The sequence below is a fragment of the Photorhabdus sp. P32 genome (assembly GCF_038085095.1).
Classification (GTDB): domain Bacteria; phylum Pseudomonadota; class Gammaproteobacteria; order Enterobacterales; family Enterobacteriaceae; genus Photorhabdus; species Photorhabdus luminescens.
This window is the reverse complement of the sequence record NZ_JAZGJN010000250.1, coordinates 1-14493: the sequence shown is the minus strand read 5'-3', so window position 1 is coordinate 14493 and position 14493 is coordinate 1. Positions and strand designations below refer to the sequence as shown.

Annotated in this window: 12 protein-coding genes and 1 rRNA gene; 6 read left to right on the top strand and 7 right to left on the bottom strand. The window is 42.4% G+C overall.

The genetic code is table 11. The features are described from left to right. Nucleotides 1-26: 26 nt before the first annotated feature. From dnaE to tilS, 3 genes are all read left to right on the top strand, one after another. Nucleotides 27-3509, top strand: a complete 3483-nt coding sequence (gene dnaE / locus V2H77_RS09415; RefSeq protein WP_341498589.1) for a DNA polymerase III subunit alpha — start codon at nucleotides 27-29, stop codon at nucleotides 3507-3509. Nucleotides 3510-3521: 12 nt separating this feature from the next. Further along, nucleotides 3522-4481, top strand: a complete 960-nt coding sequence (gene accA / locus V2H77_RS09410) for an acetyl-CoA carboxylase carboxyl transferase subunit alpha (RefSeq protein ID WP_265378635.1) — start codon at nucleotides 3522-3524, stop codon at nucleotides 4479-4481. Nucleotides 4482-4694: 213 nt separating this feature from the next. Then, nucleotides 4695-6023 (top strand): tRNA lysidine(34) synthetase TilS, encoded by a 1329-nt coding sequence (gene tilS, locus V2H77_RS09405; protein ID WP_341498588.1) that lies wholly within the window; start codon nucleotides 4695-4697, stop codon nucleotides 6021-6023. A gap of 32 nt (nucleotides 6024-6055) precedes the next feature. On the opposite strand, the gene rof is transcribed toward tilS, so the two are convergent. Then, the gene (gene rof / locus V2H77_RS09400) at nucleotides 6056-6322 is read right to left on the bottom strand and encodes a Rho-binding antiterminator (protein WP_036781226.1); all 267 of its coding nucleotides are present in this window, start codon (nucleotides 6320-6322) and stop codon (nucleotides 6056-6058) included. Between the two features lie 334 nt (nucleotides 6323-6656). Here rof and nlpE point away from each other — a divergent pair, with 334 nt between their 5' ends. Next, nucleotides 6657-7322 (top strand): envelope stress response activation lipoprotein NlpE, encoded by a 666-nt coding sequence (gene nlpE, locus V2H77_RS09395; RefSeq protein WP_265378633.1) that lies wholly within the window; start codon nucleotides 6657-6659, stop codon nucleotides 7320-7322. A gap of 107 nt (nucleotides 7323-7429) precedes the next feature. Here the strand turns inward: nlpE and proS are convergent, their stop codons facing one another. The 6 genes from proS to metN all read right to left on the bottom strand — a co-directional run bounded on the left by proS (nucleotide 7430) and on the right by metN (nucleotide 13076). Further along, on the bottom strand, nucleotides 7430-9148 hold the full coding sequence (gene proS / locus V2H77_RS09390; RefSeq protein WP_341498587.1) for a proline--tRNA ligase: 1719 nt from the start codon (nucleotides 9146-9148) through the stop codon (nucleotides 7430-7432). 124 nt (nucleotides 9149-9272) lie between these two features. Continuing rightward, the gene (gene tsaA, locus V2H77_RS09385; RefSeq protein ID WP_341498586.1) at nucleotides 9273-9980 is read right to left on the bottom strand and encodes a tRNA (N6-threonylcarbamoyladenosine(37)-N6)-methyltransferase TrmO; all 708 of its coding nucleotides are present in this window, start codon (nucleotides 9978-9980) and stop codon (nucleotides 9273-9275) included. After that, nucleotides 9977-10324, bottom strand: coding sequence for an Rcs stress response system protein RcsF (gene rcsF, locus V2H77_RS09380; RefSeq protein ID WP_341498585.1), 348 nt, complete (start codon nucleotides 10322-10324; stop codon nucleotides 9977-9979). The genes tsaA and rcsF overlap by 4 nt, the downstream gene beginning before the upstream one ends. A gap of 194 nt (nucleotides 10325-10518) precedes the next feature. Beyond that, nucleotides 10519-11334: a MetQ/NlpA family lipoprotein gene (locus V2H77_RS09375; protein WP_341498584.1), complete on the bottom strand. Its 816-nt coding sequence runs from the start codon at nucleotides 11332-11334 to the stop codon at nucleotides 10519-10521. A 64-nt stretch (nucleotides 11335-11398) separates the two neighbouring features. Beyond that, nucleotides 11399-12052, bottom strand: coding sequence for a methionine ABC transporter permease MetI (locus V2H77_RS09370; protein WP_341498583.1), 654 nt, complete (start codon nucleotides 12050-12052; stop codon nucleotides 11399-11401). Further along, a complete protein-coding gene (metN, locus tag V2H77_RS09365; RefSeq protein ID WP_036781210.1) occupies nucleotides 12045-13076 on the bottom strand; it encodes a methionine ABC transporter ATP-binding protein MetN in 1032 nt (343 codons plus the stop codon). The genes V2H77_RS09370 and metN overlap by 8 nt, the downstream gene beginning before the upstream one ends. 195 nt (nucleotides 13077-13271) lie before the next feature. On the opposite strand from metN, the gene gmhB reads away from it, so the two are divergent. Next, nucleotides 13272-13838 carry a D-glycero-beta-D-manno-heptose 1,7-bisphosphate 7-phosphatase gene (gmhB, locus tag V2H77_RS09360; RefSeq protein ID WP_341498582.1) on the top strand — a complete coding sequence of 189 codons (567 nt, stop codon included), beginning with the start codon at nucleotides 13272-13274 and terminating at the stop codon, nucleotides 13836-13838. Between the two features lie 378 nt (nucleotides 13839-14216). Continuing rightward, nucleotides 14217-14493 (top strand): 16S ribosomal RNA (locus V2H77_RS09355); the annotation flags it as partial.

Here is a 14493-nt window from a genome sequence, read left to right as displayed (position 1 = left end):
CAAATTGATATCATCTGGATAAATATATGGCCGAACCCCGTTTTGTGCACTTACGTGTTCACAGCGACTATTCAATGATTGATGGCTTAGCCAAAACCAGCCCTTTAGTGAAAAAGGTGGCGCAGTTAGGTATGCCGGCTTTTGCGATCACTGATTTTACTAATTTGTGTGGGTTGGTGAGGTTTTACGGCAGTGCTCATGGGGCAGGAATAAAACCGATTATTGGTGCTGATTTCTATGTGGAAAGTGAACTGCTTGGCGATGAGTACGCTAGCCTGACCATTCTTGCACGCAATAATACGGGTTATCATAACCTGACGTTGCTGATATCAGAGGCTTATCAGAAGGGATATGGTGCGATTGGTCCGACAATTAAACAGGAATGGTTGATAAACCATAAAGAAGGGCTAATTCTGCTCTCCGGCGGTCGTATGGGGGATGTGGGTAAATTCCTGCTACGTGGTAATCAGGTTATGGTGGACCAATGCCTTGAGTTTTATCAGGAGCATTTTCCCGGTTGTTATTATTTGGAGTTGATCCGTACTGGCCGTGCAGATGAAGAGAGTTATCTGCATGCAGCGGTTGCGCTGGCGACGGAAAAAAACCTGCCTGTCGTTGCGACCAATGATGTTTGCTTCATTGATAGTGAAGATTTTGATGCTCATGAGATTCGCGTAGCGATTCATGATGGCTATACTTTGGCTGACCCTAAACGTCCAAAAAATTACAGTCCTCAGCAATATCTGCGTAGTGAACAGGAAATGTGTGAGTTATTCGCTGATATCCCGGAAGCGCTGGAAAACAGTGTAGAAATTGCTAAGCGCTGTAATGTCACTATTCGCCTTGGTGAATACTTCCTGCCGCAATTTCCTACAGGGGAAATGAGTACTGAAGATTATCTGATAGATAGATCTAAACAAGGGTTAGAAGAGCGTTTGGCATTTCTCTATCCAGATCCTAAAGTACGTGCAGAAAAACGTCTTGAATATGATGAGAGACTCGATGTTGAACTTCGGGTTATCAACCAGATGGGATTCCCAGGCTACTTTCTGATCGTGATGGAATTCATTCAGTGGTCGAAAGACAACGGCGTTCCTGTTGGCCCGGGACGCGGTTCGGGTGCCGGTTCTTTGGTAGCTTATGCTCTAAAAATAACTGATCTCGATCCTTTGGAATTTGATTTGCTATTTGAACGATTCCTTAACCCTGAACGTGTTTCCATGCCCGATTTCGACGTCGATTTCTGTATGGAAAAACGCGATCTGGTAATTGATCATGTGGCTGATATCTATGGCCGTGATGCTGTATCTCAGATTATCACATTCGGCACAATGGCGGCGAAAGCGGTAATCCGGGATGTTGGCCGTGTGTTAGGGCATCCATACGGATTTGTTGATAGGATTTCCAAATTAATACCGCTTGATCCCGGTATGACATTGGAGAAAGCATTTGCCGCGGAGCCGCAACTTCCTGAAATCTATGAAGCGGATGAGGAAGTTAAGGCGCTGATAGATATGGCGCGTAAGTTGGAAGGTGTCACTCGTAATGCCGGGAAACACGCGGGTGGGGTGGTTATTGCTCCAACTAAGATCACCGATTTTTCGCCGCTCTATTGTGACCCGGAAGGTTTGAACCCGGTTACTCAGTTTGATAAAAACGATGTGGAATATGCAGGGTTGGTGAAATTTGACTTCCTCGGACTGAGGACACTGACCATTATCAACTGGGCATTAGAGATGATCAACGCGCGTAGAGCGAAGAAAGGTCAAGAGCCGATTGATATTACAGCGATTCCACTGAGCGACGCTAAAAGCTTTGATATGCTGCAACGTGCTGAAACAACAGCGGTATTTCAGCTTGAATCCCGTGGTATGAAGGATCTGATTAAACGTCTGCGTCCCGACTGTTTCGAAGATATGATCGCGCTTGTGGCTTTGTTCCGCCCAGGCCCCTTGCAATCAGGCATGGTGGATAACTTCATTGACCGCAAACATGGCCGGGAGGAGATCTCATACCCGGATATACAGTGGCAGCACGAATCTTTACAGCCTGTGTTGGAGCCGACTTACGGCATTATCCTTTATCAGGAACAAGTGATGCAGATTGCTCAGGTGCTGGCGGGATATACTCTCGGTGGCGCAGATATGCTCCGGCGAGCGATGGGCAAGAAAAAGCCGGAGGAGATGGCTAAGCAGCGTTCTGTCTTTGAAGAAGGCGCGAAAAAACTGGGTATTGATGGCGAACTGGCAATGAAAATCTTTGACCTGGTAGAGAAGTTTGCCGGTTACGGATTTAACAAATCTCACTCCGCTGCATATGCCTTGGTTTCTTATCAGACTTTATGGTTGAAAGCGCATTATCCGGCTGAATTCATGGCTGCGGTAATGACTGCTGATATGGATAATACAGAAAAAGTCGTTGGTTTGATTGATGAATGCTGGCGCATGGGGCTGAAAATCTTACCACCTGATATCAATAGCGGCTTATATCATTTCCACGTTAATGATGACGGGGAGATCGTATATGGTATCGGTGCAATTAAAGGGGTAGGTGAAGGGCCGATTGAAGCGATCATTGAAGCTCGTCAGAAAGAGGGTTATTTTAGAGAACTGTTTGATTTATGTGCCCGTGTTGACATCAAGAAGTTAAATCGTCGAGTGATGGAAAAACTGATCATGTCAGGGGCATTTGACCGTTTGGGGCCGCACCGTGCAGCACTGATGTCCACGCTGGAAGATGCCCTAAAAGCAGCAGATCAACATGCTAAAGCGGAAGCCACTGGTCAGACTGATATGTTTGGTGTATTAGCTGAAGAACCAGAAGAAGTGGAGCGCTCTTATGCCAATATTCCTCAATGGCCGGAACAAATTGTTCTTGATGGTGAACGGGAAACGTTGGGACTCTATTTAACTGGGCATCCTATCACCCGTTATTTAAAAGAAATTGAGCGCTATACTAATGGATTGAAGTTAAAAGATGTGAATCCAACACCGCGTGGTCAAGTAACGACGGTGATAGGTTTGGTGTTAGCATCTAAAGTGATTATAACCAAACGAGGTAACCGGATTGGTATTTGTACCTTAGATGACCGTTCAGGACGTCTAGAAGTTATGTTATTTTCTGATGCCTTGGAGAAATATCGGCATTTGTTAGAACAAGACCGGATATTAATTGCTACAGGGCAGGTCAGCTTTGATGACTTCAATGGCGGTCTTAAAATGACAGCTCGTGAATTAATGGATATTAGTGAAGCGCGTGAAAAATATGCGCGTGGACTTGCTATCTCGCTGTCAGACAGGCAAATTGATGATCAATTGTTAAGCCGTCTTCGTAGTGCATTGGAACCACATCGTTCAGGAACGATACCAGTTCATCTTTATTACCAGAGGGAAGACGCCCGCGCCCGTTTAAGATTTGGCGCGACGTGGAGGGTAACGCCAACGGATAACCTTCTGACAGATTTGCGAACTCTGCTGGGTAATGAGCAGGTAGAATTAGAATTTGACTGAAATAGGAATGTTATGAGTCTGAATTTTCTTGAATTTGAACAGCCGATTGCCGAGCTGGAAGCGAAAATTGATTCGCTAACCGCAGTTAGCCGTCAAGGTGAAAAATTAGATATAAATCTGGATGAAGAAGTACAACGTTTGCGAGAAAAAAGTTTGGAATTGACTCGTAAAATCTTTTCAGATTTAGGTGCCTGGCAAATTGCTCAGCTTGCCCGTCACCCGCGTCGTCCTTATACGTTGGACTATATTCAGCATATTTTTACTGATTTTGAAGAGCTTGCTGGTGATCGTGCTTATGCTGATGACAAAGCAATTGTTGGTGGTCTGGCTCGTCTTGATGGGCGTCCAGTGATGATTATTGGTCACCAAAAAGGCCGTGAGACTAAAGAAAAAATTCGCCGTAATTTCGGTATGCCAGCGCCAGAAGGCTATCGTAAGGCTTTGCGCCTGATGGAAATGGCAGAGCGTTTTAAACTGCCAATTATTACTTTCATTGATACTCCTGGTGCATATCCAGGGGTTGGTGCGGAAGAGCGTGGTCAATCTGAGGCGATTGCTCGCAACTTGCGTGAAATGTCCCGTCTGTCTGTGCCTGTTATTTGTACTGTCATTGGTGAAGGCGGCTCTGGTGGCGCATTAGCGATTGGTGTTGGTGATAAAGTGAATATGCTGCAATATAGTACTTATTCTGTTATTTCCCCAGAAGGGTGTGCCTCAATTTTGTGGAAAAGCGCGGAAAAAGCACCTTTGGCGGCAGAAGCAATGGGGATCACTGCACCTCGTTTAAAAGAATTGGAATTAGTCGATACTGTGATCTCAGAGCCATTAGGCGGCGCCCATCGTGACTATGAAACAATATCCGCGTCGTTGAAAGCTCAGTTGTTGGTTGATTTGGCAGAGCTTGATCATTTGACATCTGAAGAATTAATCAACCGCCGATATCAGCGCTTGATGCAATATGGTTATTGTTGATATTTGAATTAATTGCTTGAATAAGGGATGGTAAATGACTGGAAATAATAAATTTCAGCCATTCCATCCTTTACTGTTTCTACTTCTTTTTATCATTTCATATTCTTGATGAAAGTAGTGAAAAACATATCTGACTGACAGCGGTTTTAGACTTGCTAAAGTAGATAATAATGAATTCATATTATTGCAAGCTAATGAATTTTTGAACTTATAATGACAAACATTGATGAGAAACTATTTGTCACTTTGGCTAAGCAGCTTGGTGAATATAAGAAAATCTTGGTTGGATTCAGTGGTGGGTTAGATTCCTCTGTTTTGCTGCATTTGCTGGTTAATTGGCGTAATCAACATAATCAGGAAATTCAACTAAGAGCAATGCATATTCACCACGGTTTAAACCTAAAAGCAGATCAATGGGTTGAACATTGCCAGCAGATCTGTGATGACTGGCGGGTGGAGTTTCATTCCGCAAGAGTCATGATAGATGCTCGTCAAAAGGGGATTGAGGCTGCTGCTCGCGATGCTAGATATCAGGTATTCAAGCGAGAATTACAAAAAGACGAAATTTTGGTAACAGCTCAACATCTTGATGATCAGGCGGAGACTTTTTTACTGGCATTAAAGCGAGGTAGCGGTCCGGCAGGTCTTGCCTCTATGCCTTCAATCGCTGTATTTGCTGATACATTATTGTTACGCCCGCTACTTGACTATAGCCGGAATGAACTGGAGATGTATGCCAGTGAACATCGTCTAAATTGGATTGAAGACGACAGTAATCAAGATGATCGTTATGACAGAAATTTTCTGCGCTTACACATCATGCCGTTACTGAATCAACGTTGGCCGCATTTCCCACAATCTGTTGCTCGTAGTGCAAGTTTATGTGGTGAGCAAGAGCAGCTTCTAGATGAATTACTGGATCAGTCTCTGAAAGAGCTGATAACTCAAGACGGTGCTTTGGGTATTTCGTCTTTGGCTGTATGTTCCGAAGCCAAACGAAATGCTTTGTTACGCCGTTGGTTTGGTTATCATGAGATGAAAATGCCTTCACGAGAGCAGCTTAATCGGCTTTGGTATGAGGTGGCGCTTGCTCGCACTGATGCTGAGCCTCGACTACAATTTGGTAAATATGATGTACGTCGTTATAAGCAAAAACTCTGGTTGGTTCCTCAATGGCAATCTTTGAAAGAGACTATTATTGAGTGGGATATTTGCAATACTTTGGTATTGCCGGATCGTCTGGGAGAATTGAATATTGCTGATCGCGGTATTCAAGTGAGGGCTCCGGTTGGTAATGAGCGAGTGACTGTTCGCTTTGGTGTCCAGGGAATGATAAGTATTGTGGGGCGTCAACACTCCCGGCATAGTAAAAAATTGTGGCAAGAGCTTGGTGTTGCTCCGTGGCTTAGAGAGCGAATTCCATTGCTTTATTACAATGAACAATTAATAGCGGCGTTAGGTGTTTTTGTCACCAAGGAAAGTGAAGCGGCGGAAGGAAGGGAGATGTTAACAATTAGCTGGCATAAAACGCTGTTAAAATAAAAAGTTAAGCCGCCCAAGGCGGCTGTTTTCTATCAAGATTCAGAGTGTTCAATAGTAATAGTGCCAATTTTAGGGTGACTGAAGCTAGCAATATGATCTAACCGCAATTCACGGGGTTTACCTTCTGTTTCAATTATCAAGTATTCAACTTTTTTTCTTAAAACCAAATCACAGGCTTTTCCTTCAATAACTTCCCCACCTCGCAACTTTATGTGGAGGTGGAGCTGATGTTGGCAAGTTGACTCAAGATTGTCGTAGTCGTCACAGTTAATTGGTTGATATTCAGTATTTATAGACATATTCGCTCACCACTATGGTTAGTGGCGGTTATTGCCGCCCGTGGTTGTTAAAAATTGTAACTCAAAAGCACTGTTAATGACTATAGCACAGGAAATCAATCGTGATTAATGAATAACTTTGGTTATTCATTCTGAACAGTAAATAAATAAAAGTCTTATTTCACAGCAAGTTCCTGACAAAAGTATTAAAATCGGCCTACGTTATTTTGCTATTGTTGGGTAACATCCTTAAGAAGGACAGTACTTACGCTATTAGGCTTGAATAATCGCTATGTTCCTTGTGTTACTTATAAGATGAGAATTATAGAGCTCATTATACTGTGTGGAGATAAATGTGAATAAGAAACTTTTGACAGCGTTAGTTGCTGTGGGCGTATCTGCTTTGATGGGATGTAAAGGTAACTCAGTACAGCAAACGAGTTCACAGCCAGTAGATCAGACTTTTCATGGCGTTCTTCCTTGTGCTGATTGTTCTGGTATTGATACCACACTGTTATTGGATAATGATGGTACTTATATTCTGGAGCAAACTTATCTTGGCGCTCGTGATGGTGACCAGTCGTTCTTTGAATCTGGTCTATGGGCGAAAAATGGAGAGAAAATTAGCCTGACAAAATCAGACGACCAGAAATCTTATTATCTGCCGAAGGGTGAAAATTTGGTCATGTTGGATATTGAAGGCAATCAAATTGAATCATCATTCAATTATGAACTGCAACGGGTAAAACCGAAGAAACTGATGGGTGAATACAGCTACATGGCTGATGCTGCTTCATTTACTGATTGTAGTACAGGTAAGCGGTATGCCGTACCGGAAAGTCTGGATTTGGAGCAAGGCTATCACCAAGTCGGTGTGGAAGGTGGAACGCCGGTTTACGTTGCAGTTGAAGGCTATTACAGCGTTAGTCCTTCAATGGAAGATGGGCAATTCGATCCTGCCTTGATTCAGACGGGTAAAATCTATTTCGATAAATCGAAATCTTGTAATGTGAAGAAATAATTCTAGTTTCAATATGTATGGTGATAATGGGCTAAGAAGCGTAAAATGCTCTGTTATAATGTGACCATTATCACCATATTATTCAATAAGTTACTGCAATAATTCAATTAACAACCAAATTGTTGCTTCAGGTAATCAACAACATCGTCTAGTTTCAGCATTTGTTTTTCGTCACCGCGACGATATTTATATTCTACTTCGCCATTATCGAGATTACGGTCACCAATAACGATAGTGTGTGGTATACCGATAAGCTCCATATCGGCAAACATCACGCCTGGGCGTTCTTTACGATCATCAAAAATAACATCAATGCCGCTAGCGCGTAGATCAGCATACAGTTTCTCTGCAACTTCTTTAACTCGGTATGACTTGTGCATATTCATTGGCAAAATAGCAACTTGGAATGGCGCAATTGCATCAGGCCAGATGATACCGCGGTCATCGTGATTTTGTTCAATCGCTGCGGCGACAATTCGAGTAACACCAATACCATAACAGCCCATAGTGACTATCTGATTGTGGCCGTCTTCGCTTTGAACGGTAGCTTTCATGGCATCAGAATATTTGGTGCCAAGTTGGAAAATATGACCAACTTCAATACCACGCTTGATAAGCAATGTCCCTTTACCATCCGGGCTGGTATCACCTTCAACAACATTACGGATATCAGCAATTTCAGGTAGTGGCAGATCACGCTCCCAGTTGATACCGAAATAGTGTTTTTCATCGATATTAGCACCTGCGCCAAAGTCACTCATCACTGCCACACTGCGGTCGATAATAACAGGTATTGGCAGATTGACAGGTCCCAATGAACCTGGGCCTGCACCAACAATTGAACGAATCTCTTCCTCGGTAGCGAAAGTCAGTGGGCTGGCAATTAAAGGTAATTTCTCTGCTTTGATTTCATTAAGTTCATGGTCGCCCCGAACCAGTAAGGCAATCAATTTATGACTTGTGCCTTCTGCTGCATGAACCATCAGGGTTTTAACCGTTTTCTCAATTGGCAGATTAAATTGCTCAACCAGTTCAGCAATTGTTTTTGCGTTTGGAGTATCTACCAGATGCATCTCTTCTGTTGGTGCTGCGCGATCATAAGCAGGAGCAACAGCTTCGGCTAATTCAATATTAGCTGCATAATTGGATTCAGTTGAGAAAACGATATCATCTTCTCCACTGGCTGCCAGAACCTGAAATTCATGGGAAGCACTACCACCGATGGAACCGGTATCTGCCAGCACAGCACGAAAATCCAAACCTATGCGGGTAAAAATTTTGCTGTAGGCTTCGTACATATTGTCATAAGTTTCTTGTAATGATGCCTGGGTAGCGTGGAAAGAGTAAGCATCTTTCATTAGGAATTCACGGGAGCGCATCACGCCGAAACGAGGGCGAACTTCATCGCGAAATTTAGTCTGAATTTGGAATAATGTCAGTGGTAATTGCTTATATGAGCTGACTTCATTGCGGATCAGATCAGTGATGACCTCTTCATGAGTTGGACCTAGTACAAAAGGACGGTCACCTCGGTCAACAAAGCGCAGTAACTCTGGACCGTATTGTTCCCAGCGGCCACTTTCTTGCCATAGATCTGCCGGCTGTACGACGGGCATAGATATTTCAATCGCTCCGGCATTGTTCATCTCTTCACGAACAATGTTTTCGACTTTTTTAAGTACCCGGATACCCGTAGGCATCCAGTTATACAGACCTGAAGCGAGTTTACGGATCATACCCGCACGAAGCATCAGTTTATGGCTGACAACCTCTGCATCGGCAGGAGTCTCTTTTAATGTAGAGAGCAGATATTGGCTAGTACGCATTGTTGGGTTCCATTAGAGCAGCAAATTGCTTCTGACTGGCAGAAATTTGCCAGCCAATAAAAAGCGAAAATAAGCCTTTAGTCTACCAGTGAGTTTAAAATGCCAAAAGGGTATATGCTGATTTTTAGTGGGGATCTATGGCGATCACTTCAGTCAATGTGCCACATATTCTCCAGCGTACATTAAAATTCAGTAAATGAGCCGCATATTCCCGATTTTCCTGTTCTCCTTTCCGGTAAGCAGGACGAGGATCTTGGGTCAAAACTTGGCTGATAAAACGACGTAAATTCGGATAAATATTTTGAACTGAGATGAGTTGTTGTTCAGCGGCAGGTAAAAATATCACTTCCATATCGGTAGCAGGGGATTGTTGTGCAAAACCTGCTACCGCATGTGGCTGACATTCAGCAAAAGGTAAATAAGGCTTAATATCAATAACAGGCGTACCATCAACTAAATCCAGGCTACCCAATTCCAGAGTAACTTGACCTTTCTTGTATTCGATCCCTTTAAGTTCAATTAGAGACATACCAATTGGATTAGGCCGAAAAGTCGAACGGGTTGCGAATACGCCCATTTTTGCATTACCACCTAAACGAGGTGGACGTACCATTGGCTTCCAGCCACCTTCCATTGTTTGATGGAAGATAAAAATAACCCACAAATGACTAAATTGTTCCAGACCACGAACTGCATCCGGTTGATTATAGGGAGGAATAAGTACCAGTTTCCCGCCACCGTCTTCTATAAGACCTGGTTGGCGGGGAATGGCAAATTTTTCTTTATAAGGGGAATGGATAACCCCTATCTGTGTGAAATGGAAATCGGTCATTGGGTGATAAGCAGGGCTGAGCCTTCACATATTGCTATCTGGTAGCATCCTTGGCCTGATAATATTTCGCACTGATGCAATAAAACAGCGTTAGCATCCAAATAAGCTGCTTTGGTTATCATCTGGTTGCGAGCTACGGTGATATTCGCTGGTGGATCTTGTAAGGAACTGCGACATGATTGACCAGAAACAATTCCTAAATCTTTAAATGAGGTACCTAATAATTCTTCATTTTTGGTATATAACTTTACGGATGAAGAGGAATATTTTTTTTCGCTAGTTGATAGTTCTGTGAGTCTCATATCTGATAATTGGGAAGAGTCAGGAAATGTTGTTTGTTGCATTGAACATCCCGTTATGGATAGTGCTAACAAAGAAATAAGTAGCCTATGCATTAATAGATCCTCGAATTTTTACGGTTAGAGTTAGGCGAGTAGATTAGGTTAACAAAAAATATCGAAAACATGATGCCATAATGAATCAGGCGGACAATCTGTCCGCCTGATTATTCTAATATTGATGAGCGTAATATGAAAGATTACCAACCTTTCACAGCACCACCATTAAAGATCTTATTGGCAGCTTCATCAACTTCGTCGGATTGATATGCCTTAACGAATTTCTTAACGTTTTCAGCATCTTTGTTATCTTCTCGACTAACCAGTAGGTTTACATATGGAGAATCTTTATCTTCAACAAATAAACCATCTTTTGCTGGAGTCAAGCCAATCTGGCTTGCATATGTCGTATTGATGATTGCCAGAGCAATTTTTTGATCATCCAGTGAACGTGGTAATTGTGGCGCTTCCAGTTCGACTAATTTTAGATTTTTAGGATTTTCAACAACGTCCAGAACTGTTGGTAATAAACCTATGCCATCTTTCAGTTTAATTAGATCTTGTTTCTGTAACAGTAATAAAGAGCGGCCTAAGTTCGTTGGATCGTTTGGTAACGCAATTTGGGAACCATCCTGCAATTCATCCAGAGATTTAATTTTTTTGGAATAACCTGCAATTGGATAAACAAAAGAATTGCCAACTATGACCATCTTATAACCGCGATCTTTGATTTGCTGATCCATATAGGGTTTGTGCTGGTATGCATTCAGATCAATATCACCTTTACTCAGAGCTTCGTTTGGTAATACAAAATCATTAAAGGTCACCAATTCTACATCTAGACCATATTTATCTTTAGCGACTTTTTTGGCAATTTCAGCAACTTCCTGCTCTGCACCAACGATAACGCCGACTTTAATATGGTTTGGATCTTGTTTCTCTTGCCCACAACCCGACAAAATTAATGAACCTAAAAGAGCGCTGATAGTTGCGATTGTTTTTAATTTAACAGACATACTTTACCCCTATAGAATACTGATTTATTAGCACCGAACAGGTACTGCTATTAAAATAATCTTGTTATTTATGTGTTGTGACCTTGACTAAACGGTCGCCACTTAATTGAATTAAATAAACTAAAATAACTAGTAACACTAATACGGTATTCATCACTGTTGCATTATAGCCGATATAACCGTATTGGTAGCCAATCTGGCCTAATCCGCCTGCACCTACAGCACCTCCCATTGCAGAATAACCGACTAAAGTTATGAGGGTAATTGTGGCTGCATTGAGCAGACCAGGCAATGCTTCAGGTAACAGAATTTTCTTTATAATCTGGAATGGGGTTGCTCCCATTGCTCTAGCGGCTTCAATTAGTCCTGATGGAATCTCTAATAAAGCATTTTCCACCATACGAGCAATAAAGGGTGCAGCGCCTATAGTTAATGGGACAATGGCAGCCTGTAAACCGATCGATGTTCCCACGATTAATCTGGTGAAAGGAATCATCCACACTAGTAAAATAATAAATGGGATAGAACGGAAAATATTAACTATCGCTGAAAGAAAACGATAGAGTTTACTATTTTCCATAATTTGACCGGGACGGGTGACATATAACAATACACCTATCGGCAGCCCGATAATGAAGCCAAAGAAACCAGAAACAAAAGTCATTACTAGAGTTTCCCAGACGCCTTTAGCCAGTAATAAAATCATTCCTTCAGACATAACCGAGAACCTCTACTTTCACATGATGATCTTGTAAAAACTTAATCGTTGATTCAACGCCGCCATTTTCACCGTGTAATTCAGCTAACATCACACCAAATTTTACGCCGCCGGCATAGTCGATTTGAGAACTTAATATATTCATATCAATATCAAAACGACGTACCGCCATTGAAATCAGTGGGGCATCAACAGACTGACCGGTGAACTCTAATTTCAATAATGGACTAAGATCTGGCGCTGGGTGGCTTTGCATTTTTTGTACATAATCTTCAGGGATATCCAGATGCAAAGTTGACTGAATAAATGCCTGAGCGATAGGCGTCTTGGGATGAGAGAACACTTCACTAACAATGTCTTGTTCAATCAATTGCCCACCACTAATAACGGCTACCTGGTCACAAATACGTTTGACGACATCCATTTCATGTGTAATTAACAGAATGGTTAGTCCCAGACGGCGATTAATATCTTTCAATAATTCTAGAATAGAACGTGTTGTTGCAGGATCTAGGGCACTGGTTGCTTCATCACATAAAAGGACCTTAGGTGAATTAGCTAGAGCGCGTGCAATGGCAACGCGTTGCTTTTGTCCGCCGGAGAGATTTGCTGGATAAGCATCATGCTTATCTGCAAGACCAACAAGCTCCAATAACTCGTCTACTCGCTTTTTAATTTCAGCCTTTGGAATGTTATCCAGTTCCAAAGGTAAAGCTATGTTGCCAAACACTGTTCTTGAAGACAGCAAATTGAAGTGCTGGAAAATCATGCCAATACGACGACGTGCACGAGTTAAATCACTATCAGATAAGATAGTTAAATCCTGACCATCAACCAGTACTTGCCCGGAAGTTGGACGCTCAAGCATATTTACACAGCGAATTAGTGTACTTTTACCTGCGCCGGATGAGCCAATAACACCGTAAATTTGCCCTTGTGGGACATGCAGGCTGATATCTGAAAGCGCGTTAATAGAACGGGCACCCTGCTGGAATATTTTATTGATATGAGAAAGTTTTATCATTTTTATTCTTATTTGTTTTTATAAAAATTTTGAAAATTGATAGCTTGAACATTTTTGAGAAAACAAACCACCCGTTGAATCGGATGTTAAGGTGTCTAGACGTCTAAGTCAACTGTGAATAAATTAATTGCTGCATTCTCATTCATGGCTAAATCGTGCGATACTGGGGGCTTCTTACATTCTTGGAGCAATCGGGTGACACAAGGTATTCCTGCTGTATTTTTAGATCGTGACGGAACAATAAATATCGATCATGGTTATGTACATGAAATAGATGATTTTCAATTTATCGATGGTGTGATTGAAGCCATGATTGAATTGAAAAAGATGGGGTATGCACTGGTATTAGTTACAAACCAGTCAGGTATTGCCCGTGGTATTTTCGATGAAGAGCAGTTTTTGCAACTGACGGAATGGATGGATTGGTCGCTGGCAGACCGTGGCGTGGATTTGGATGGCATCTATTATTGCCCTCATCACTCAGATGCAACTGAAGAGCAATATAAGAAGAGTTGTGACTGTCGTAAACCACAGCCGGGTATGTTGCTGGACGCACAGAGAGAGCTTGGTATTGATATGACAGCTTCTTTTATGGTTGGTGACAAGTTGGAAGATATGCAAGCGGCGATGTTGGCGAAGGTGGGAACTAAAGTGTTAGTTCGTACAGGTAAACCAATTACTGATGAGGCTGAACAAGCGGCTGATTTGATAATAAATAGTCTTGCAGACTTACCTAAAGCGATTAAGGACATTAAAAAGTAGACTGCTTTGTTCTTTATATCATCATGTTGTTGAAAAAGCATTCTGTTGGAGAATTTTTTTCAATAAATACTTGCCAGCGTCAAAGAACTCCCTATAATGCGCCACCACTGACCGACACAACGCTGATAAACATTGTGAGGTCAGGCAGAGAAAAAGCGAATAAGCGCTTGACTCTGCGGGCGAAAAGCGTAGTATACGCAGCCCGGCTGACCGAGAATGTTAATTTTTGTGTCAGCCTGCTCTTTAACAATTAATCAGACAATCTGTGTGGGCACTCACAAGACCGTATCACAAAAAAATACGTTTTAAAGTCTTGAAGAGTGAACAACAGTTAATTCATTACGAACTAACAGGACAATTCTTTGAGCATCAAGCTTTCAATTGAAGAGTTTGATCATGGCTCAGATTGAACGCTGGCGGCAGGCCTAACACATGCAAGTCGAGCGGTAACAGGGGAGTGCTTGCACTTTTGCTGACGAGCGGCGGACGGGTGAGTAATGTCTGGGGATCTGCCCGAGGGCGGGGGATAACCATTGGAAACGGTGGCTAATACCGCATAATGTCGCGAGACCAAAGTGGGGGACCTGAAAGGGCCTCACGCCATCGGATGAACCCAGATGGGATTAGCTGGTAGGTAGGGTAACGGCTTACCTAG